15 protein-coding genes are annotated in these 21,333 nt (G+C 57.1%); 10 read left to right on the forward strand and 5 right to left on the reverse strand.

Annotated features, from left to right (window positions below; genetic code table 11):
- Position 1: 1 nt before the first annotated feature.
- The 3 genes from QSJ36_RS05050 to QSJ36_RS05060 are packed head-to-tail and all read right to left on the reverse strand — an operon-like array spanning position 2 to position 3,905.
- Positions 2-1,108, reverse strand: a complete 1,107-nt coding sequence (locus QSJ36_RS05050; protein WP_285467460.1) for an ABC transporter permease — start codon at positions 1,106-1,108, stop codon at positions 2-4.
- Entirely contained in the window at positions 1,105-2,868 is a 1,764-nt protein-coding gene (locus QSJ36_RS05055) for an ATP-binding cassette domain-containing protein (protein WP_285467462.1), read from the reverse strand. The genes QSJ36_RS05050 and QSJ36_RS05055 overlap by 4 nt, the downstream gene beginning before the upstream one ends.
- Positions 2,865-3,905 carry an efflux RND transporter periplasmic adaptor subunit gene (locus QSJ36_RS05060; protein WP_285467463.1) on the reverse strand — a complete coding sequence of 347 codons (1,041 nt, stop codon included), beginning with the start codon at positions 3,903-3,905 and terminating at the stop codon, positions 2,865-2,867. The genes QSJ36_RS05055 and QSJ36_RS05060 overlap by 4 nt, the downstream gene beginning before the upstream one ends.
- Positions 3,906-4,022: 117 nt before the next feature.
- On the opposite strand from QSJ36_RS05060, the gene alaS reads away from it, so the two are divergent.
- Together alaS and pssA are read left to right on the forward strand one after the other, a co-directional pair.
- A complete protein-coding gene (gene alaS / locus QSJ36_RS05065; protein WP_285467730.1) occupies positions 4,023-6,848 on the forward strand; it encodes an alanine--tRNA ligase in 2,826 nt (941 codons plus the stop codon).
- A gap of 33 nt (positions 6,849-6,881) precedes the next feature.
- Positions 6,882-7,706 (forward strand): CDP-diacylglycerol--serine O-phosphatidyltransferase, encoded by an 825-nt coding sequence (gene pssA / locus QSJ36_RS05070; RefSeq protein WP_022396276.1) that lies wholly within the window; start codon positions 6,882-6,884, stop codon positions 7,704-7,706.
- A 280-nt stretch (positions 7,707-7,986) separates the two neighbouring features.
- Here pssA and QSJ36_RS05075 read toward each other — a convergent pair whose 3' ends face one another.
- Entirely contained in the window at positions 7,987-8,502 is a 516-nt protein-coding gene (locus QSJ36_RS05075; RefSeq protein ID WP_102720996.1) for a hypothetical protein, read from the reverse strand.
- A 64-nt stretch (positions 8,503-8,566) separates the two neighbouring features.
- Here QSJ36_RS05075 and folP point away from each other — a divergent pair, with 64 nt between their 5' ends.
- The 6 genes from folP to QSJ36_RS05105 all read left to right on the forward strand — a co-directional run bounded on the left by folP (position 8,567) and on the right by QSJ36_RS05105 (position 18,087).
- Positions 8,567-9,406, forward strand: a complete 840-nt coding sequence (gene folP, locus QSJ36_RS05080; RefSeq protein ID WP_022396274.1) for a dihydropteroate synthase — start codon at positions 8,567-8,569, stop codon at positions 9,404-9,406.
- Between the two features lie 7 nt (positions 9,407-9,413).
- Complete coding sequence (locus tag QSJ36_RS05085) at positions 9,414-12,005, forward strand: YfhO family protein (protein WP_285467467.1); 2,592 nt, start codon at positions 9,414-9,416, stop codon at positions 12,003-12,005.
- Positions 12,006-12,237: 232 nt separating this feature from the next.
- A complete protein-coding gene (locus QSJ36_RS05090; protein ID WP_022396272.1) occupies positions 12,238-12,420 on the forward strand; it encodes a hypothetical protein in 183 nt (60 codons plus the stop codon).
- Positions 12,421-12,761: 341 nt separating this feature from the next.
- Positions 12,762-15,209 carry a two-component regulator propeller domain-containing protein gene (locus QSJ36_RS05095; RefSeq protein ID WP_285467469.1) on the forward strand — a complete coding sequence of 816 codons (2,448 nt, stop codon included), beginning with the start codon at positions 12,762-12,764 and terminating at the stop codon, positions 15,207-15,209.
- On the forward strand, positions 15,209-16,654 hold the full coding sequence (locus QSJ36_RS05100) for a hypothetical protein (protein ID WP_022396270.1): 1,446 nt from the start codon (positions 15,209-15,211) through the stop codon (positions 16,652-16,654). Before QSJ36_RS05095 ends, QSJ36_RS05100 begins: the two co-directional genes overlap by 1 nt.
- 5 nt (positions 16,655-16,659) lie before the next feature.
- Complete coding sequence (locus QSJ36_RS05105; RefSeq protein WP_215840575.1) at positions 16,660-18,087, forward strand: hypothetical protein; 1,428 nt, start codon at positions 16,660-16,662, stop codon at positions 18,085-18,087.
- A gap of 364 nt (positions 18,088-18,451) precedes the next feature.
- On the opposite strand, the gene QSJ36_RS05110 is transcribed toward QSJ36_RS05105, so the two are convergent.
- Complete coding sequence (locus tag QSJ36_RS05110) at positions 18,452-18,604, reverse strand: hypothetical protein (RefSeq protein WP_156340805.1); 153 nt, start codon at positions 18,602-18,604, stop codon at positions 18,452-18,454.
- Between the two features lie 162 nt (positions 18,605-18,766).
- On the opposite strand from QSJ36_RS05110, the gene ispG reads away from it, so the two are divergent.
- Positions 18,767-20,527: a (E)-4-hydroxy-3-methylbut-2-enyl-diphosphate synthase gene (ispG, locus tag QSJ36_RS05115; RefSeq protein WP_022396268.1), complete on the forward strand. Its 1,761-nt coding sequence runs from the start codon at positions 18,767-18,769 to the stop codon at positions 20,525-20,527.
- 30 nt (positions 20,528-20,557) lie between these two features.
- Positions 20,558-21,208: an SDR family oxidoreductase gene (locus QSJ36_RS05120; RefSeq protein WP_022396267.1), complete on the forward strand. Its 651-nt coding sequence runs from the start codon at positions 20,558-20,560 to the stop codon at positions 21,206-21,208.
- The last annotated feature ends 125 nt before the right edge of the window (positions 21,209-21,333 follow it).

Genomic DNA, 21,333 nt, shown 5'->3' on the forward strand with positions numbered 1-21,333 from the left:
GTTATTCGAGGGATTTGGGGGCTTTCAGCCGGGCGATGCCCATGAGCACCACGGCAAAGACGCCCAGCGTGATGCAGCACGGAATGATGACGGAGGGGATGTCCCCGGCCAGGAAGAGGGTCTGGAGCAGGGTGACGTAGTAGCGGGCCGGGATGATGTAGGTGATGGCCCGGACGGCGGAGGGCATGTTGAGGATGTCGTACAGGAAGCCGGAGAGCATGAGCGCCGGCATGAAGGTGCCCATGATGGCGAACTGGCAGGCCAGGAACTGGTTTTTGGTGGCGGTGGAGATGACCAGCCCCAGCCCCAGGGCCACGATCAGGAACAGGGCGGAGACCGCCAGCAGCAGGATGAGGGAGCCGCGGATGGGGATGTCAAAGACGAAGGCGGCGAAGATCATGGAGATGGCCAGGCTGACCATGCCCAGCAGGAAGTTGGTGGCGGCCTTGGCCGTCAGGATTTCTCCGCTGCCCACGGGCGTGACGAAGAGGCTTTCCAGCGTGCCCCGTTCATATTCCCGCGCCATGACCAGGGAGGTGAGCAGCGCCCCGATCATGGTCATGATGGTGACGATGACGCCGGGGACCAGGTAGTAGTGGCTGTCGTTGGCTTCATTAAAGCGGGTGCGCGTCTGCACGTCCAGCACGGGGGCGGCCTGGCCGTTCAGGGAGGCTGCCCAGGACCCCACGACGGCCTGGAGGTAGTTGCGGATGAGGGTGGCCTGGTTGGCGTTGACGCCGTTGACCACGATCTGGACTTTCGTGACTCCGCCGTTGAGCGTGTCCGGCGCGTCGCTTTGCAGGGCGATGAAGGCGTCCGCCTCATGGGTGCGCAGCTTTTCTTCCGCCTCCCGGGTGGAGAAGACGCGCGCGGTCTGAAAGTACCTGGAGAGGGTGAGCCGCGTTTCCAGCTCCGTGGACTGGCTGGAGGCGGGAACGGCCAGGTACGCGATGCGCACGTTTTTGATGTCCATGCTCATGCCGTAGCCGAAGAGGAGCAGGAGCACGGCCGGCAGGATGACCGCAATGCCCACGTTGCCGGGGTCCCGGACCACCTGGTGGAGTTCCTTGACGATGAGGGCTCCGATTCTTTTAAGGGAGGCGATCATGCTTCTTCCCCTCCTTTCTTCATGTGTTCCTCCGTGATGGACAGGAAGGCGTCTTCCAGGGAAGCGGGGGCGCCGTCCTCCCGCGGAGGGGCGTGTTTGCGGATGTCGTCCGGGGAGCCTTCCGCCAGCGTGGTCCCGTCCATCATGATGAGCATGTTGTCGCAGAATTCCGCTTCTCCAAGGAAGTGCGTGGTGATGATGATGGTGACGCCTTTTTCCGCCAGGGCGTTGATGCGCAGCCAGAAGTCCCGCCGGGCCAGGGGGTCCGCGCCGGAAGTGGGTTCGTCCAGAAAGAGGATGTCCGGGGAGTGGAGGAGGGCGCACGCCATGCTGAGGCGCTGCTTGTAGCCGCCGGGCAGGTGCGCGGCGGGGGCGTTCATGTACGGGGTCAGGTGGAATTCCTCTTCCATGGAACGGATGGCTTCCTGCCGTTCCTTTCCGGCCATGCCGTAGGCCCCGGCGAAGAATTCCAGGTTCTGCCGCGTGGTGAGCATGCCGTACATGGAGAATTTCTGGGCCACGTATCCCACTTTCCTGCGCGCCCGCGCGGCGGCGGTCCTCAGGTCCGCCCCGGCCACGTTGAGCGTGCCGCCGCTGGCGGGCAGCAGCCCGCAGAGCATGCGGAAGGTGGTGCTTTTTCCGGCCCCGTTGGGACCCAGCAGACCGAAGACCTGCCCCCTGCGGACGGAGAAGCTGACGTGGTTGACGGCAATGAAGCTGCCGAATTTCCTCACCAGGTCCGTCACCTGGATGACGGTGTCCCCTTTTTCCGCCTGTTCCGGTTCCGGCGGTCCGGCGGGGACGGGGATGTCCTGCGGAGCGAGGTCCATTTGATCGGCCAGCAGGGTCATGAAGCCGTCGGAGAAGTCCGGCTGCGCGGGTTTGGGGTGGTATTCCTCCAGCTTTTCCCGCGCAGGGTGGCCGGGGGGAACGATGATGCGGACGGTGTTGCCCTGCGGGGTGGCGTTGATGATGCCGGGCACGGCGGCCAGCCTGCTCTGGAACTGGCGCGCATGCAGCCCCTCCGGCGTGCGCACCGTGACGCACATGCCTTCCGCCCGGGCAATGACGTCGGAGGGCGGGGCGTCCATGAGCAGGCGCCCTTCATACATGATGAGGGTTCTGTTGCAGTAGGCGGATTCGTCCATGTAGGAGGTGCTGACCAGCACTCCCACGCCTTCCTCCCCGGAGAATTGCTTCAGGATGTTCCACAGTTCCCGGCGGGAGAGCGGGTCCACGCCCACGGTGGGCTCGTCCAGCAGGATGAGGGGCGGGGAGGAGACCAGGGAGCAGCACAGGCCCAGCTTCTGTTTCATGCCGCCGGAGAGCTTGCCCGCCAGGCGCGTGGTGAAGCGTTCCAGATTGGTCATGGAGAGCAGGCTGCGGAAGCGTTTTTCCCTGTCCTGGCCGTAGACGCCGTGCATGCGGGCGTAAAGCTCCATGTTTTCCTGCACGGTGAGATCCTCGTAAAGTCCGAATTTCTGCGGCATGTAGCCTATGGAGGCCTGGATGGCCCGGCTTTTTTTCACGGAGTCCAGGTTCAGCACGGAGATGGAGCCGCCGTGCGGTTTCATCAGTCCCGTGATGAGGCGGATGAGGGTGGTTTTTCCCGCGCCGTCCGGCCCCAGCAGTCCCACGATTTCCCCGGCGGAGAGGCGGAAGGAAACGCCGTCCACCGCCGCGAAGGGAACGCCGGCGGGGTCCGGAAACATTTTCCGGACGTTCCGGCAGTCAATCAGGGGCTGGGAGTCCGTAGTCATGGCCTGGGCTGTTCCGGAGGCTGCGTTCCGGCGTTCTGGTCCAGGGGGATGGTGACGGTAGCGGGGGCGCCTAGGCGCAGCCGGTTGTCCGGGTCGTCCACGATGATGCGCACTTCATAGACCAGGGCTGTTCTGAGGTCCGGCGTTTCCACGTTTTTAGGGGTGAATTCCGCCACGGAGGAGATGAAGCCCACCGTTCCCTTGAAGTCCGTATCCGGGAAGCTGTCATTGTGCACGGTGGCGGAGAAGCCGGGCTTCACTTTGCCGAGCTGGGATTCCGTGAGGTAGGCCCGCACCCATTTGGTATGGTTCAGGGAAAGGTTGTAAACGGGTTTCTGCGGGGAGGCCATGTCCCCCTTTTCCAGAATGCGGTTGCGCACCACGGCATTGCTGGGGGCGTAAAGCACGGCGTCTTTCAGGTTCTGTTCCCTGATGGTCAGGTTGGCTTTGGCCTGGTTGTACTGGGCCAGGGCCTGGGCGATGTCTTCCACGCGAGAACCGGCCAGCAGCAGCTCCAGTTGTTTTCTGGCTACGTCCAGATTGGCGGCGGCCACCTGCTGGGAGGCGATGGCGTCGTCCGCCTCCTGGCGGGAGATGGATTTGGTTTCAGCCAGAGCCACCAGCCTCTTGCTGCGCACCCCGGCGTTGTTCAGCGTAGCTTCCGCCGCCTGCACGTTCGCCCTTGCCTGGGCTATTTCTTCCGCGCGCGGTCCGTTTTTAACGCGCAGGTAGTTCTGGCGGGCGGCCTCCGCGGTCTGCCGGGCCTCGTCCGCGGCCTGTTGCAGCCGCACCGTTTCCAGCGTGGCGAGTTTCTGGCCCGGAACGACCGTGTCCCCCTCGTCCACCAGCACGGAATCAATGCGTTCGGAAATCAGGAAGGCCAGGTCCACCTGGCGCAGGTCCACATTGCCGTAAAGAACGGCTTTGTCCTCAGGCCCGGACGGAGCTTCCCGGTAGATGAACCAGGCTGCCGCTCCTGCCGCACAAAGAAGAATCAGGAGGATCACCAGCTTTTTCATGTCTTTATTTATACGCATGTATAATTTATTACAAGCAAAAATGCAGCCGTCATGACGGAGAAGGAATTAGCGGTTTACTAACGGGGGCGGAACAGGCATAATCCGGCGACTTTTACTTTTCCTATTATTGATATGATGACCGCCACCGAGATACGCCAAAGCTTTCTGGACTTTTTCCGCGAGAAACAGCACACGGTCGTGCCCTCCGCTTCTTTGATGCCCCAGAGCCCCGGTTTGTTGTTCACAAATGCCGGCATGAACCAGTTTGTTCCGTATTTCCTGGGCGTATGGACTCCCCCCTGGACGCCCGCCCGCGCCACGGACACCCAGAAGTGCATCCGCGCCGGCGGCAAGCACAACGACCTGGAGGATGTGGGTTATGACTCCTACCACCACACGTTTTTTGAAATGCTGGGGAACTGGTCCTTCGGGGATTATTTCAAGAAGGAAGCCATCCGCTGGGCCTGGGAGCTGGTGGTGGAACGGTGGGGATTCCCCGCGGAACGCCTGTACGCCACCGTGTACGCCCCGGACAAGACCAAGGGCGACCCCGGGGAGTTTGACCAGGAGGCATGGGATTACTGGGCGGAGCTGTTCCGTTCCCGCGGGCTGGACCCGGACGTGCAGATCGTGCACGGGAACGTGAAGGATAATTTCTGGATGATGGGGGAAACCGGCCCCTGCGGCCCGTGTTCCGAGCTGCACGTGGACCTGACCCCGGAGGGGAATACGAAGGGCAGCCTGGTGAACAAGGATTCCGACCAGTGCATTGAAATCTGGAACCTGGTGTTTATCCAGTATAATGCGGAGAGCGACGGCTCCATGCGCAATCTGCCGGCGTGCCACGTGGATACGGGCATGGGTTTTGAACGCGCGTGCTCCATCATGCAGTGCACGGACGGGTTCAAGGATTTTTTCCGCAAGCCTTCCAATTATGCCACGGACGTGTTCCGCCCCCTGTTCGACCGTCTGGAGGCCTTGAGCGGCCGGAAGTACGCGGACGTGTATCCGGCGCCCGGTTCCAAGAGAGTGGAGGCGGGGGACGACACCCTTCAGGAGGCGATTGCCTTCCGCGTGATTGCCGACCATCTGCGCACGCTCAGTTTTTCCATAGCGGACGGCATTCTTCCCGGCAACAATGGCCGTAATTACGTGCTGCGCCGCATTCTGCGCCGCGCCGTGCGCTACGGGCGCCGCCTGGGCTTCACCCAGCCGTTCCTGGCGGAACTGGTGGATACGCTGGTGGAATCCTTCGGCCAGGTGTTCCCGGAGCTGTCCGCCCGCGCCTCCACCGTGAAGGAAGTTCTGAACCGTGAGGAGGCCAGCTTCAATGAAACGCTGGACCGCGGCCTGGAGCTGTTTGACGCTGAGACGGCTTCCGCCGGAAAGGTGAGCGGCGAGTTCGCCTTCAAGCTGTATGATACGTACGGCTTCCCCATTGACCTGACCGCGCTGCTGGCGGAGGAACGCGGCCTGGACATCGACATGGAACGGTTCAACAGGCTGATGGAGGAGCAGCGGGAACGCGCCCGCGCCGCCCGCAAGAGCGAGGTGGTGCGCGCCCTGGATTTGAAGACGGACGCCGTGACGGAATTTACGGGATACGATGTGGACGAATGCGCCGCCACGGTGCTGGAAGTGAGCCGCCAGGGGGATTCCCTGTTCATCATTACGGACAAGACTCCGTTTTATGCGGAGATGGGCGGCCAGGTGTCTGACGCAGGGTTGATTGAAATCGGCGGGGAGAGCTACCATGTGATGGCCGTCCAGCAGATCGGCAATGCCCGCGCCCATGTGGTGGAAGCCCGCGAAGGGCTGGACGTGAAACCCGGCGACCGCGTGCATTTGAGCATTGACGCGGAACGCCGCCGCCGCATTGAGGCGCACCATACCGCCACCCACCTTCTTCACTGCGCCCTGCACCAGGTAGTCAGCCCGGATGCGGCCCAGCAGGGTTCCTTCGTTTCGGAAGACCGCCTGCGTTTTGACTTTAACAGCGCCGCCGTGGCGCCGGACCAGCTCCGCCTGATTGAAGAGAAGGTGAACGGCTGGATTGAGGCGGCTCTCCCGGTGCACTGCACGGAACGCGCCTATGCGGACGTAAAGGGCAATTCCGCGATTGCCCAGTTCTTCGGCGACAAGTACGGGGACGTGGTGCGCGTGGTCCAGGTGGGCGGCTGCAGGAATGAACTGGACGGCGTTTCCATGGAATTCTGCGGCGGAACGCATATTGCCAATACGAAGGATATAGGCCTGTTCAAGATCAAGAGCGAGGGGGCCATCGCCTCCGGCGTGCGCCGCATTGAGGCCATGACGGGGGACGCCGCCCTGGAAATGATCCGCCAGCACGTCGTCGCCAGGAGCCTGGAAATCGCCAAGGCGGTGGAAAAGATCAAGGAAGTCAATTATGAGCTGGCGGACATGGGGCTGGAACAGGTTCCGGTTCCCACGATTGAAGACAAGCCGGGGCTGTCCGCCCTGGGAGCCTCCGACATCCGGACGGTGAATGATTCCCTGGCGCGTTTCGACGCCTCCGTGGAGCATTTCAAGCAGACAGCGCTGGAGGCGGAAAAGAAGCTTAGGAAGGCCCGCGCCGGGCAGTCCGCCGCCAGGGCTGACGCCCTGCTGAATGAATGGCTTTCCGATGACCCCGCCTCCCTGATCCAGGTGGCGGAAGGGGCCGGGGAATTGCTTCAGGAATTGCTGAACGGCCTGAAAAAGCGCCAGTATGCGGGCGCCGCCTTCCTGCTGTGCGTGGACAGTTCTTCCTTGCTCCTGGGCGCTTATTGTGGCAAAGATGCCATTGCGGACGGATTGTCCGCCGGGGATATGATCCGCGAGGTTTCCGCTCTTGCCGGAGGCAAGGGGGGCGGCCGTCCGGACCAGGCCCGCGGTTCCGCTCCGCAGGATGCCGATCCCCAGGCCCTGGCCGCGGCGGCCCGCAACATCATTAACGGGTAAGCCCTTCACGGGGCGCCCCACTGGACACCGATCATGGACAAGAAGATTTTTCCGGACGAACCTGAGATTCCCATTCTGCCGAACCTGTTTACGGCAGGGAACCTGGTGTGCGGGTTTTTCGCCATTCTGACGATTTTTGAAGGGATCAACCAGGCGGACAGCGACGCCGTGGCGGCCTTCTCCTATTACCAGAATGCCACGTTCCTGATTTTCGCGGCGTGCCTGTTTGACTTGTTTGACGGCCGCATTGCCCGCATGCGCGGGCAGGACGGCCCCTTCGGCCGGGAATTCGATTCCCTGGCGGACATCGTCTCCTTCGGCATTGCCCCTGCGCTGCTGGTGGCCAAGGCCGTCCTGTTCCAGCTTTCTCCGCCGGAGGTTGGCTGGGGCATAGGCATCCTGTACCTGCTGTGCGCCGCCCTGCGCCTGGCGCGGTTCAACTGCATGGCCGCCGCTCCCCGCAAGGAGGGGCAGAGCAGCGACTTTGTGGGGCTGCCCGTTCCGATGGCGGCGGGAGCCGTGGTTTCCACCATGTACCTGGTGATGTACCTGGCGGGAAGGGCTCCGAACGGGGCCATGGACCTGGGCGTCTTCAAGTACGTGATTGCCCTGGCGATGGCGGGGGTGTCCGTCCTGATGATGAGCCGGGTGGTTTATCCCAGCTTCAAGCACATCAACATGCGCACGCGGGGGACTATGTACGCGATCGTGCTCATTGTGCTGACGGTCATCTGCATCTTCAAATTCCCGTGGGTGATGCCCGCGGTCATTTTCTCCATTTACCTGCTTTACGGGCTGGTGCGCCCCTGGGTGGCCCGCCGCTGGCGTAACAGGCTGGAAGCCAGCGATGGAGAATAAAAGGGCTTTTTAGGAAGCTGTTCCTCCTTTAAATGGGCCGTCGTGCGCCTGGCCAGGGTGGTTGGCGCGGATTTGCCGTGTTTCAAACCTCGGGCATGCCTTTGGACCAGGTCTTTTTCTGGGGAAAGAAAACGTCCGTCTCCGGAACTCGCCGCAATTTTCCCGCATGGCGGTATAACGTCAAACCGGCCGCGCATCACAGAGACGGCGGCCGGTTGAAAGACGGAGAAAACGGATGGCATGCGCGAAGGGGGGAACCATTGCCCCGAGGGTCCGGCGCTTACTTGCTCTTCTTTTTAAAATCGTCGGCAAAGGGGTCCTTTTCCGGAGCGGTGGGAACGGCGTGCGTCTCAATGTCCTTGGTGCTCTTGACCAGCGTGATGCACACGGGCTTGCTGCGGTTGCCCATGTCGTCATATGTGTAAAGGAAGCGGCGCACGAGTTCCTTGCTCTTGGAATCGAACATTTGCTCCTCCCTCAGGTTGGCGTTGCCGTCGTAACCGTAGCGTACGAAAAAGAGTTCGTTCTTCTGCCCGTCAAAGATCAGGCATGAGCGCAGTTCTCCAAAGGGGCCTCTTTTGTAGAGGGTTACGGAAACGAGAACGTTGTGGATGTTGTAAGTGGTTTTTTTCATCCCCTTGCCGTCCCCGGTCTTTTCAAAGTAGCTGCGCGACCCGTCTTCATGCTTGACCATGCGGGAGGAAGCGGTCTGGACGTTGAAATCATCCTGGCTGGCCGCCAGGGCTCCGGCCGTCATGAGCAGGGGGATGATGAGAAGCAGGGGCGTTGTTTTCATGGTGAAAAAAGTGTTTCTGACTTATTAAAGTGATGTATAGTGCCTTTGACAAGAACGTAATTAGATGAACTGGCTTGTAAGGCGAGACATATTGAATGTGGCGCGCGGCGGCGTGCTGATGGGAATTGTAAACGTCACTCCGGATTCCTTTTCCGACGGAGGGCGTTTCCATACGGTGGAACGCGCCGTTTCCCATGCAAAAGAGCTTGAGCGGCAGGGAGCCCTTATTCTGGACATTGGGGGGGAATCCACCAGGCCGGGTGCGGCGGAGGTCTCCGTGGAGGAAGAACTGGACCGGGTGCTTCCCGTGGTGCGGGAACTCCGCCCATGCACGGACGCCGTGATTTCCGTGGATACGCGCCATGCCGCCGTGGCGGCGGCTGTGCTGGAAGCGGGAGCGGACGTGATCAATGATATTTCCGGATTGCAGGAGGAGGGAATGGCGGAGCTGTGTGCGGAGGCGCGCTGCGGCGTAGTGGCGATGCACATGCAGGGACGGCCTGAAACGATGCAGAACGCGCCTTTTTATGAAGACGTGGTGCGGGAGGTGCGCGGCTATTTTGAGGAGCGTTATGATTTTCTGCTGGGCCGCGGCCTGGTCCCGGAGCAGATTTGCTGGGACCCCGGCATCGGCTTCGGCAAGACGCTGGAACACAATCTGGCCCTGCTGTCCAATATGGACAGGCTGGAGGTGGCGGGACGTCCGGTATTGCTGGGCCTTTCCCGCAAGCGCATGCTGGGAGCCGTTCTGGGTGATGCGGAGCAGGGGCGGGCGCCGCTGAGCACCGCCGTGATGACGGTATGGGGACATTTGCACGGCGCCCGTATTCACCGCGTTCATGATGTGGAGGAATGCGCCCGCGCCCTGCGCCTGGTCCAGGCCGCCGAACCGTTTGTCCGCTGATTGAGCCATGGAACCCGCTTCTTCCCGCCCGGTATTGACGTCTCTGGCGTCTGTTGCGTTCGCCCTGGCCGTTCTGTTCCTGTTCCTGGCGGTGCGCGGAATTTGGCCGCTTGGCGGCCATTACCTGGAATACATGGATAACGGGCAGATGGTGTATCCCACCTTGAAATATTATGCCTCCGCCCTGATGACCGGAGCGTTGGACGGATCCTTCTTTTATGATGTCAATGGAGGAGCGGGCATCCGCGTGAGCCCCTCCCTGCCGCACCAGCTGCTGGTTCCCTCCACCTGGATTGTGGTGGCGATGGGAGACTCCTTCCTGTTGAAGGACATGGTATGGGTGATGCTGGCGGACGCGGCCTGCATCTGCCTGACGGCTTCCTGGTTCCTGAGACGCGTCTTCCCCTCCCTGCCCGTATGCTGGACCGTGCTGCTGACGGCGGGTTATGCCCTGGGGGGATTTTTCCAGACCAAGTACGGGTTCATGCAGTTCCTGGACCACGCCGCCATGTTCCCCCTGTTTGCCCTGGGCCTTTACCAGCTGGTGAACGGAGGGAGGGGGTGGCTGTATGCCGTCGGCCTCTTTCTGCTGGCTACCTCCATGTACAGCGCTTTCATGGCCGTCGTGACCGGCTGGCTGTTCGCGTGGGCCTTTACGCTTCCCCTGAAAGGGACGGCAGAACGCCGCGTCCGGCTGGCGCGCGTGTTCTGGTACACGGCGGCGGTGACGCTGGCGACCTGCTATTACTGGCTGCCCATGATGGAGATGAGCCGGGATTCCATGCGGTCCCTGTTCATGACTCCCCCCACTTTTTTTGAACTGTCCTGGCCGTTTGACCCTCCCAAATTCCTGGAACGCCTGTATGCCTGCCTGCCGGGAATGGCGTGCGCCGCTTTGGCTGCCGTCTATCTGGTTTACGGGAGGAAGGAGGCTCCGCCGGCGAACAGGGGGAGGCGGCTGTTTCTTCTCCTGCTGGCGGCGTCCATGCTCCCTGCATTCATTGAACCCCTTCACCGCGCCGCCCATCTGTGGAGCTACGTGGATTTTCCGGTCCGGTTCGGGTTCATTCCCAATCTGGTGGTGGCGTCGTTCTGCGCCTGGATCCTGTCCGGTGGGAGGCTGCCGCAGTCGGCGGGGCGGCGCTGGGGCTGGGGATGGAGTCTTGGCCTTCCCGTGGCGGCGTTTGCCGTCTCCCTGATTGTCCTTCACGTGACGGATATGGACCTGGTGGCGCGCCTTCTGCCTCTGCTGTTTTTTTCATGCGCATGGCTGTGCTGGAGGCATGTGGAAGGCAAAAGGCTGGTGTGGTCCATAGCCGCCGTGATGCTGCTGGGGCTGCCCGTGGGGGCTGCCGCGTTCTGGAAGCAGGGAGAAGAGGAAAAGGCCGCTGTACTGGCCCTGAATGCGGAATGGCTGGCGCGCGGAATGGACGGGTACGCCGGGCTTCTGCGCGTGAAAGATAGGGACCGCCTGCTGGTGGACAACGCGGATTGCCTGGGGCCTGTCCCGAGCATCGGCAACTTCCGGCATACCACGAGCATCAGCCATTTCCGTTTTCTGAAAAACCTGGGGTACCGGGATGAATTCACACGCACGTACGGTCAGGGGGGCACCCTGTTTTCCGATCTGCTGCTGGGCCATGGCTTTTTGCTGGCGTCCCGTCCCGTGGAAGGAATGGAGAGCGTGCTTTCCCGGGAAGGCATGTATTTATACAGGCTTCCGGGCGCCCGCTGGGGGCTGGTGGTTCCCCAGAGCGTGCTGGGGCTGCGGCTGGATGCGGAAGCCGGCGTGTTCAGCAATCTCAATGCCCTGCATGCCGCGCTTTGCCCGTCAGCGGAAGGCCCCCTGTATGCTCCCGTAGAAGTGCGGACGGAGAGGAATGGCAACTTTTACCGGATGAGCGTGCCGGAATATCCCGGCGCGGTGTACGGCTTCCCGCAGACGGATACGGAGGAACTCCGCGTCAATGGCCGCGCGGTGCCCGTCATGGCGGAAGCGCAGAAGGCCCCCGGCGGGACGTGCCGCACCTATAATGGAGCATTGGAATTAAAGCGTGCGGGTGTAACCGGGGAAACCGTGGTGGAGGGAAGGATGCGGCGGCTGGTGGAGGCTCCTCTTCTGGCGGCTGCGGCGCGAATGCCGGAGCAGGATGTTCCGGTTCTGGGGAAAGGCCAGGATCAATACGGGTTGGAGGCGCACGGACGCGGAGGCCATGTGGAAGTGTCCCTCTCTGCCGGAAAGGGGGAGGCGCTGATGGTTCCGGTGGTGCATGACCGTGGATGGAAGGCCACGCGGAACGGGGTGGACGTGCCCGTGGAAAAGGTGGGGGAATTGATGGCGGTGCGCCTTCAGGAGGGGCGGAACAGGGTGGTGTTTGATTATTATCCGCCTCTGTTGAAAGAATCTCTGTTTGTTTCAGCCGGAACGGCTGTGCTTTTTCTGCTGTATGCGTGGTGGGCGCGGCGGCATCCGGAATCCCAGCTCAGAAGGATGGTACTGGCCTGTGGATACAGGCTCTTCCTGTGTTGCGCCGCCGTGGTGCTGGCGGCCGTTTATGTGGGGTCTGTCGTGTTGTTTGTGGTGCAGTCCATGCTGTAACGGTTTCCGGGGAATGGAGAAAACCGCCTTCCGCCGGTTCATGTACAGGATTTGACCGCTCCTGGCGGTCCCGGGAAGCGTTGCGGGAAGACGGGTAAAACAGCGTGATTGAAGCGGTGAGGCCAGAAACGTATACGTCCCGCGGATTGTTTTCCATGCTGGGAAAGGTGACGGGGCCCGTCGTCCGGTACTGTCCGTTCCTCTGTGGGCCGCCTATGCCGTCGCCGGCATCATGGGGATGCTTCATCGTGACGTGATGCTGACCAGGGATGAAATCCTCGGGCTGATGGAGGACAGGCCCTGCGTTGAAGGCATTCCGCCTGCCGGCTCCATCCGGCTTTCCGCAGGGGCGGAAAAGCATGCCGCGGATTTGGGAAAAGCTTATGCTTGTGAAATGTCCCGGAGGAATTGTTGATGATGAAATTAATGACTTAAAAACGGCTTAGACTATTTCTCGCGGAGTCAAGTTCGATGTCGTTGACATCTTCTACGTTTATTTCCAATGAATTAATTTTCAACAAACCGGGGGGGAGGAAGCGTGTTCCTCTTTTCAGGGGTTCATTTTTAGTTTAGTTATTTTTCAGCAGACTGGGCCGGTTTCGTTGAACTGGATCTGTACCAGTGGCTCAGTCATCTTTTTTGCGCTCCTTGGCAAGTAGACTTAACAATTGACTTTTTACGTGTTTATTTTACTATTTTTTTATGTTTCTGATTGTTAGATCTTATTTATTTATTTGGATCTATTGTTTTTTATACATGGGCATTCCTTCAAATGGCGGAGAATTGCCTGCTTGTCCAGCTTCCTTTATTACGTCTATCGTTTGCACCCGTTCAGGAGATATTTGGGTTGCGACGGAAGGGAAGGGATTGATGCGCTTGCCATACGGAGGGGAAAAATGGGAGCAGCAGAAAGGAAACGGGCTGCCTGATACAACAAATTTCTATGCTCTTCTCGAAGACAGGCAGGGGCGTATCTGGGTGGGGACAGACAATAAAGGAGTGGCTGTGTGGAATGGGAAATCATGGCAACAGTACAACCAGTCAAATGCCTTGCCGGGGGAGAGGATCTTCGCCATGGCTGTATCTCCTGTCAGTGGAGATGTGGCTATTGCTACTTCCGGCGGCCTGACTGTTTATCAACCGGAAACGGAATCATGGAAAGATTACACAAGGGCGGAAGGTTTGCCGGAGGACCAGATTGCTTCTCTCTCCTTTGATCGAAAAGGAACTCTTTGGGCAGCTTTTCAAACTTCCGGAGTGGCTTCAGCAGAACCTTCCAACGGATATTCACGGTGGAATGTAGTGCAGACAAAGTGGTATTGGGATACGCTGCAGAGAGTTCGCCAACCATTTGAAGCCAGAGGGAAAGGCCTGCCTTCAAATTTTTGCAACGCGATTTGTGCCGAATCGGGCTGGATTTGGGTAGGCACCAATTCCGGACTCGGGTACTCTAAAAATAAAACAGACTGGAACTTTCTGAGGGGCAGGGACTATGGGGCGAAAAATGAAGGACTATGGAAACCGGATGAGAAAACGTCTGTCCGGCATGCTCAAAAACTCTTGAAAATGAACCGTAGGGAAAACAATGACGATTCTCTTTTGCCGGAGGATTATATCACCTGTTTTTATCCGTCTTCCCAAGGGATGTGGATAGGATTCAGGGAAAAGGGCGTTTCTTTTGTGCGGAAAAATTTACAAAAAATTCAGACTGTGGATATGCCCTGTGACGATGAAGTGGAAAAATTGGTCAGCGTGACCAGTTTTGCTTCTCTGCCGGATGGCAGCTTGTATGCCGGAACGTATGGAAAAGGATTATTGCATTTGGGCCATGTAGAGAGAAAACGGATTTTCCCGTTGAATGATGTGAAGCATCCTTCTTTCCCGGGCATTGGACAACTGTCGGAACTTTTAAAAACCAGGACAGCAATTGATGGAATGAAAAAAACAAATCCCCCTGCAAAAGCCCTTTTCTGGTATGAAGACTGGGCTACCCGGGGCGACTGGTGCGAACACTATGGACGGAGTTACATGCTCCTGTGCGGAGCTGCCGGTCCTATGGGTTCCGTCCTTGAGGCTTTTGACAATGCATACAGATGCGAATCCGTCAAGGGTCCACACGTCAAAGTGGGTGAAAGCGGTGTATCCGGAAAAGTTATCTGGGAAAATGAACGGGGTGACGAAAACATCCTTTACTGCCCCATCAGCACGACCAGAACGCTTGCCCGGTGGAGTGACCGGGGAGAATCCGTAGACAGAGACTTTGACGGTCCGGACCTTGGCGTGCTGATTCAGGTTCCGGACAAAAAACAGCTCCTCTCCTTTTATTTTTATGATCCAACCCCGCTTGCCGACAATGATCTGGACAACAGCCTCAAGGATTACATACTCGAAATCAGAAAACTACCTGCCAATTTTGATTTTGACTCCTTCCTGGGACTTGGAAAAGAGGAGGAAGTTCAGGAAGAAGACTTATTCCGGGAACCTTCCTATGACGGGCTTAAGGATTACATACCCCTGCCTGTTCTGGCGCGAAGCAGGGTTAAATCATTTGCCGGATGTGGAGTTTACAAGAATTTCATCGTCGAAGGCTCAGGGTGGTACTACGTCAGAATATTGAAAAACTACTCAGTTTCTACAACCCTCAACGGAGTATTTATCTCATCCCTGGACGAAACGAAAATTGCTGTCGACAAACTCCTGGAAAGACTAAATCAAAAATCATTCTACTATGGGCTTTGCATACCATCTCCCCCTCCTTTGAACTCCGAGCAGGCAAGTAAACTTTCTTCTAGCCTCTTAAAATTATGGGCTGCCAGCCAAGACATGAGGCTGTTAAACGGGAAAGAAATCTTCTCATCAAGAAAACTTGGAATTTATGCCTACAGACACCTTCTTGCTACCCAGGCTCCAGATGAAATCAAAAAGAACTGGAGATGGAGACTGAAAATATGGGAAACGGAGGACAGGAAGGACTTCCGGCAACAAATGAAAAAAGCGTGGGCCAGTTTGCAGGATACGGTCTATTTCTACAGATCTTCTGAATGGGCTACATTCGCGCCGGATACCACCATTCCCTTTTCAGTCGATGAAGTCAGAAAAATGTCCGCTTTGAAAATTGATTGGAAACAGTATTTGCCGGGTTCAAACAAGAAACCGGAACTTGACGTTCAACAAATGAAAGAATGGTTAAAGAATAAAAAATAATGAGCATTAAATTATTTACTGCCATCTTCTTGCCGGCATTACTGTTTCATCTGATGCCGTTACACGCGGCGGAGGATTACAAGTGCGAAGTAAAAATAACTCCTGGCGAGAATGTCGCCATGTCCGAAGATGGGGATAAAGCCATACTGGACAAGCAGGAAGGCAAAGTTTACAAATTTAAAGCTGTTGCCAAATTTACTCCTGACTCAGAACAGGAATGGGTAGAATACCGATATGGTAAAACAAGAAAGTATATATGGGAACCTGCGCCAATCATGACGAGCGACCCTCCCAGGGGAAAGGGAGGATTTTCTTCTACGGGAATTTGCTCTCCCAGTGAAGAATACTGGGGAACTGAATTCAAGGTCAAAGTTAAGGTGAACATGGGGGTGGTCGGTCCAAAGAGAAAAAGAGAGGTGGCCGAAGATGAAATGGATGCCATAGCTCCGTTAATTCAAATACAGTTCGCCAAGTTCAGGGAAAATGCCGGGGGCAATGGTTTCACCATTCACGATCAATTCAGAGGGAAGCCTGTTCCGGTTCCGGAATTCAAAAGGGAGGATAAAACACCGGATGACGATAAATCACCCGTAGGGTACTATGCAGGGGATATTCCTTCCTTTACTGTCACCTTCAAGGCGCTGCCGGACTCCATGAAAACAATCAAGGCAACGTGCACCGACGGAATATTTGCCTCTGAAGCAACTGAATTGTCCATTGCCAATGGAAAAGCCGAGGGTGTCGTCACCGCCAAGGAAGCCGTGGAGAGAAAATGCCGGGGACGCGCAGAAAATGCATCCTGGAGTTTCTCTGTTCTGGGAGTGAAGTTATCCGCCAAGGAACAAATGACCATCAGCAAATGCTATGTTCTTCTTGACAGGGGTAATCTGGACAAGCCTTGGAAAACCCTGCTGAAAACAGCTTTTGGGAAGTGGAACTTCAGCGGAGCGACCACCCATGATCAGCTTATGGACAGGCTTAGTCGCGGTATATCCAACAGTGCTTCTTATTACGATGAATGGAACCCGGAAGTGGGAAAAACCGGCTCCCTGTATGTGGATCAGAAACAAAACCCCATGCCCTTGTCGGTAGCCGGAATGGTAGATGCCATCGACAAAGGAACGGCAAAAATCATCTGTGTGGAAGCTGCCGGTCTTATGGAATATTCTGCGTCGGTTCTCGGCTCGGGCGGAGTCAGTTCCAGAGGAGTCGGGTGGACGGAAACTAGAAAAACAACAAACGCACAAGGACAGGAGGAGACAAAATCCTGGCGCTCCGGCCATGCCTGGTGCCTTTATGGAGGTAAAGTACATAACCCTGTTCCCTACAATGCAGGTCCTACCAACAAATCGGAAAGTGATTACATAAAAGACGATTTGAAATCCGATGAAAACAGGAGTAATTTTACCGAACCTGGCGGCTGCTACTTCTCATTTAACAAATAACCATCATGACTTGCACGCACAGTATGAAAATTCTCCCCTTTTTCTTCATTGCCGTAACCCTCATAGGGCAGATTCTTCATGGGGCGCCTGTTGCAGGGAATGACCTGTATCCCGGCCAAACAGTCTGGGAAATAAAACCGGCCGCAGTATGGAACCAGACCACCATAAAATCCAATCCTGCTGAGCGCAAGGCCCGTCTGTATAACCTGTATGAGGAAATTAAACCAGGCGGGAATCCTGTTCCTGGACAGTCCGAGGCGGCAAAAGACATGGAAGGGCTCAATATATCTCAGTACTACCTGGGATGGGACTATGAGCAGAATTACTGGGTCATTGTCGATATCATGGGAAACGTCTACATGGCCGTCAAAATGTTCTACTCCCCAAACCCCGTCTACAGTCGTCAGAAAGCAGTAGATGAAATGCTTGTCTCACAAAAACAGGGACCTCCGGTCAACCGTAACCGTGAATACCGATGGACCATGTTTGGTGACGGTATAAAAATGGCATTTCTGCAAGTCCCGTTTATTTTAGACGAAGATAAAAAATTATGTGGGGAATTCTTTGCAGAACAGGAGGGGTTTTCCCTCATTGCCGCTGACCACTGGTTCTTTCCGCTTATTAGAAAAGAGCTTAAGGATAAAGAACTTTTTGAAATATCAGAGACCATACTCGCCGCACTTAATGGAAAACGCCAATTCGGGTATTTTCCGAAAAGGACGCGGCAGGCGGTGAAAAAGTGGAAGGATATTTCAAAGATGCCTTATCAAAAGAGGACCAGGCGTGAAGAAGAATTAAGGAAATTAACAAAAGGCATGCCCGAGGGCTTATACGACAGGATTGATCGGAATGCTCGCGAGCTGCAACGGAATGATAATATTCTCAACCTGAATATGCCGGACGGGAACGAAGACAAGGGGCCTGAAATGATACCCAATATTAATAGCGGCATCGGAACGGTGCGCTGGCTCAAGAAGCACGTAAATATCCCTTTTATTGCGGAAAAAGGTCATGACGAATCTCATATCAACGGATGTTCCGGTACTTTTAGCGTGAACAAGAATGGACGGGATTATCCCGTCACCTACACGATTCTGCATCTTCATACGAAAGACCAGGCCTTGAGAGCGATGTTCGCGATGCAGGCGGAGCAATCAAAACAACTTATCAAGCCGGATATCCTGAAAAAAATCCTGCAGGTACATCCCGGTCTGGTGGGAGATTACGATGTCTGCCTCAAACCGGTAATCAATGAATTGGGAGTCCCCGTACCCCAGGGAGAATACTCCTCAATTAGTTTCATACGGGGTAATACGGCCGTTATGCTGAAAAACGAGACGATGGATATTTCCGTTTTGCCATTGGCAAAACAAATGGACGAAGCTTTGCTTAAGAATATGCAGTTGTTCATGAAACCCGAAGAAACACGGTAGGTTTCTTGTGATTGAAATTTAATTGCTTAGCGAATATTGGCAAAATAGCTCAAGTTTGGAAGTGCGTCGATTGGTGATTCGAGTCCGGGCAATGGGAAGAAGCGCCAAAGAAATAACGCAGCCCTATGATGTTAAAAGGAACCACTTTATACAATCTGCCCAAACGATGCAGGGAAATAGGGAAGTGTAACCGCATTTCCCAGGTTGTAACCCGGTTCCGGATTCAGAAGGGCTTTTAGTTGCGGAAAAACTTGTCTGATGCCCGCTCTTTTTCCTGATGCCGTTGCCGTTATGGGTAACTTGAGAAGTTACAGGGATTGATGAAATGATGCGATTAGTGGGAACCGGCAGTGCTTTATCTTTTTTAGAGTCCTGCCTTGACTCCTATGGAGGAAATGTGGTCCAGGGTTAATTTTTTGTGTGTCAAGCCAAAGCTTGTTCCCGGTGTTGTTGAGGGGAGTTTTACCTGCTCTTTTTCTGCTATTCGCATGAAGACATTCCTGAGCGGTTCAAACATGATGGTTATTCTTGGTTATAGTTAATTTGCTGTAAAGCGTATCAAGTCTTCGTGCAGCGGGAACGGCTCCGTTCCCTTTTCAATGTTGATGGGTTGACGTGAAAAGGCTTTCCGTTTTTGAAGGATGGTTGACAGGGGAATCTGGCGCGGTAGAGTGGTTTCATGCAGTCTTCCTATTGTCCGAGTCCTTACCGTTATACGCGCCGCGTGACCCGTGAAGTCATGGTGGGGGATGTGGGGGTGGGCGGCTCCAATCCCATCCGGGTCCAGTCCATGCTGACGTCCGATACGCGGGATACGGATGCCTGCGTGAAGGAGGCTCTGGAATTGGCCGCGGCGGGGTGCGAGATTATCCGCCTGACCGCCCAGACCAAGGCGTATGCGGCCAATCTGGAGAATATTTCCCGTGAATTGCGCGCGGCGGGTTGCCATGTGCCGCTGGTGGCTGATATTCATTTCAAGCCGGACGCCGCCATGGAGGCCGCCAAGTGGGTGGAGAAGATACGCATTAATCCTGGCAATTTCATCGACAAGAAGAAGTTTGAAGTGAGGGAGTATTCCGACGCCGAATACCGTGAGGAACTGGACCGCCTGAGGGAGGAGTTTACGCCCCTGGTGCTGTTTTGCCGGGAGCATGGCCGCGCGATGCGCATCGGGTCCAACCACGGCTCCCTGTCCGACCGCATTCTGAACCGCTTTGGCGATACGCCGGAGGGGATGGTGGAGAGCGCGATTGAGTTTGCTCAGATTGCCCGGGACCTGGATTACCATTCCCTGGTGTTTTCCATGAAGGCTTCCAACGTGAAGGTGATGGTGGCCGCCTACCGCCTGCTGGTGGAACGCATGAATGCCCTGGGGCCGGACTGGAATTATCCCATTCATCTGGGGGTGACGGAAGCCGGGGGCGGAGAGGACGGCCGCATCAAGAGCGCGGTGGGCATCGGGTCCCTGCTGACGGACGGCATTGGGGATACCCTGCGCGTTTCCCTGACGGAGGACGCCGTGCGGGAAGTGCCTGTGGCCTACCGCCTGTCCAATCCGTTCCAGCCGTCGGAGCGTTCCGATGATCCCGTTTCTTCCTTCCCCGAACCGGAGTTGAGCTATGATCCCCTGAAGTTTTCCAAAAGGCAGGGAGGGCTGGCGATGTGTTACGGGGTGCGCCTGGGCTGGGAGCAGCCCGTGCGCGTGGTGGTGCCGGATGCGGGGTTTTACGCCCTCCAGACGGAACGGGATGCGATGGGGGACATGATGCCGGAGCTGGCCTTCGGCCAACTGGAGGCCATTGAGGTGGACCCCCGCTGCGGTGACGAGCTGGAGCCGCTGAAGGAACTGGCCGAACCGTCCGTTGTCACCGTGAAGAACGGCCTGGACATGGAACCCGTGTATGCGTTCCGCCTTCTGGCTTCCCGCATGGAAGACAGGCACCTGATTCTGCTGAAGGATACGCTGGTGCCCGGTTCCGTTTCCGATGAGGACGTGCCGCTGGTGGCCGCCCGCAATATCGGCTCCCTGCTGAGCGACGGCATTGGAGATGCCGTGCTGATTCAGGGGGAATCGGATCCCCGGCTGGCTTCCTTCCTCGGATTCAATATTTTGCAGGCTACGGGGACGCGCCTGACGCGTGCGGATTACGTTTCCTGCCCGTCCTGCGGACGCACCCTGTACAATATTCAGGAGGCTACGGCCCGCATCCGGAAGGCCACGGAGCATTTGAAGGGCGTGAGGATTGCCGTGATGGGGTGCATCGTGAACGGTCCCGGCGAGATGGCGGACGCCGATTTCGGCTATGTGGGCGGCGCGCCGAACAAGATCAACCTGTACGTGAAGCACACCCCCGTCAAGTTCAACATTCCCCAGGAGGAGGCCGTGGAGCGGCTGGTGGACCTGATCAAGGAGTACGGGCGGTGGGTGGACCCCAAGTGAGGCTTTTAACGATTCCGGAGAGGTTCCAGCATGGGAAGGATGTTTATCAGCGGCGGCCACGGCGGTTTGGCGCGGGCTGCCGTGGAGTGTTTTACCGCCGCAGGATGGGAGGCGGATGCTCCGTCACACGCTGAACTGGACGTAGGGGACCGTTCCGCCGTGCGCCGCTGGTTTGACGAACATGCTCCGTATGACCTGGCGGTGTGTGCCGCCGGAATTACCAGAGACAGGCCATTCCTGAAACAGACGGAAAAGGAGTGGGACGAGGTGATGAACGTAAATGTGACGGGAGCCGCCTGGTGCGCCCGCTGTGCCGCCGCAGCCATGGCGAGGGAGAAGCGGGAGGGGCAGGTAGTAATGGTGGGGTCTTATGCGGCGCTTCGCCCGGCTCCGTCCCAGGCGGCCTATGCCGCTTCCAAGTCTGCGCTGGAAGGCCTGGTGAAGAGCCTGGCGCGGGAATGGGGAAGGGAGGGAATACGCGTTAATCTGGTGCTGCCGGGGTTCATGCTGACGGAGATGACGGCCGGGTTGAGGGAGAGCGTGAAGGAGTCTGCTTTGTCCAGGCATGTTCTGGGCAGGTTCAATACGCCGGAGCAGGCCGCGGCGTTTATTCTGTTTTTGCAGGAAGTCCTCACGGCAGCCTCCGGGCAGGTGTTCGATTTGGACAGCCGGATTGCCTGATCATGGGCAGCGGATTTCTTATCCGCGTTTTCATCAATGATGGAAAGGTTTTCCGAAAGAAAAGCCTTTCTTCACAGGGATGCAGCATGATCCGCCATGTGTAAAAAGAATAGGAAAGCCCTGGG

The sequence above is a fragment of the Akkermansia sp. NBRC 115031 genome (assembly GCF_030268505.1).
In the GTDB taxonomy this organism is placed as follows: domain Bacteria; phylum Verrucomicrobiota; class Verrucomicrobiia; order Verrucomicrobiales; family Akkermansiaceae; genus Akkermansia; species Akkermansia massiliensis.

Bases quoted from the DNA above. Each gene is read 5' to 3' on its own strand.
- QSJ36_RS05050 (WP_285467460.1), bottom strand. From the start codon at position 1,108: ATGATCGCCTCCCTTAAAAGAATCGGAGCCCTCATCGTCAAGGAACTC.
- QSJ36_RS05055 (WP_285467462.1), bottom strand. From the start codon at position 2,868: ATGACTACGGACTCCCAGCCCCTGATTGACTGCCGGAACGTCCGGAAA.
- QSJ36_RS05060 (WP_285467463.1), bottom strand. From the start codon at position 3,905: ATGCGTATAAATAAAGACATGAAAAAGCTGGTGATCCTCCTGATTCTT.
- alaS (WP_285467730.1), top strand. From the start codon at position 4,023: ATGACCGCCACCGAGATACGCCAAAGCTTTCTGGACTTTTTCCGCGAG.
- pssA (WP_022396276.1), top strand. From the start codon at position 6,882: ATGGACAAGAAGATTTTTCCGGACGAACCTGAGATTCCCATTCTGCCG.
- QSJ36_RS05075 (WP_102720996.1), bottom strand. From the start codon at position 8,502: ATGAAAACAACGCCCCTGCTTCTCATCATCCCCCTGCTCATGACGGCC.
- folP (WP_022396274.1), top strand. From the start codon at position 8,567: ATGAACTGGCTTGTAAGGCGAGACATATTGAATGTGGCGCGCGGCGGC.
- QSJ36_RS05085 (WP_285467467.1), top strand. From the start codon at position 9,414: ATGGAACCCGCTTCTTCCCGCCCGGTATTGACGTCTCTGGCGTCTGTT.
- QSJ36_RS05090 (WP_022396272.1), top strand. From the start codon at position 12,238: ATGGGGATGCTTCATCGTGACGTGATGCTGACCAGGGATGAAATCCTC.
- QSJ36_RS05095 (WP_285467469.1), top strand. From the start codon at position 12,762: ATGGGCATTCCTTCAAATGGCGGAGAATTGCCTGCTTGTCCAGCTTCC.
- QSJ36_RS05100 (WP_022396270.1), top strand. From the start codon at position 15,209: ATGAGCATTAAATTATTTACTGCCATCTTCTTGCCGGCATTACTGTTT.
- QSJ36_RS05105 (WP_215840575.1), top strand. From the start codon at position 16,660: ATGACTTGCACGCACAGTATGAAAATTCTCCCCTTTTTCTTCATTGCC.
- QSJ36_RS05110 (WP_156340805.1), bottom strand. From the start codon at position 18,604: ATGTTTGAACCGCTCAGGAATGTCTTCATGCGAATAGCAGAAAAAGAG.
- ispG (WP_022396268.1), top strand. From the start codon at position 18,767: ATGCAGTCTTCCTATTGTCCGAGTCCTTACCGTTATACGCGCCGCGTG.
- QSJ36_RS05120 (WP_022396267.1), top strand. From the start codon at position 20,558: ATGGGAAGGATGTTTATCAGCGGCGGCCACGGCGGTTTGGCGCGGGCT.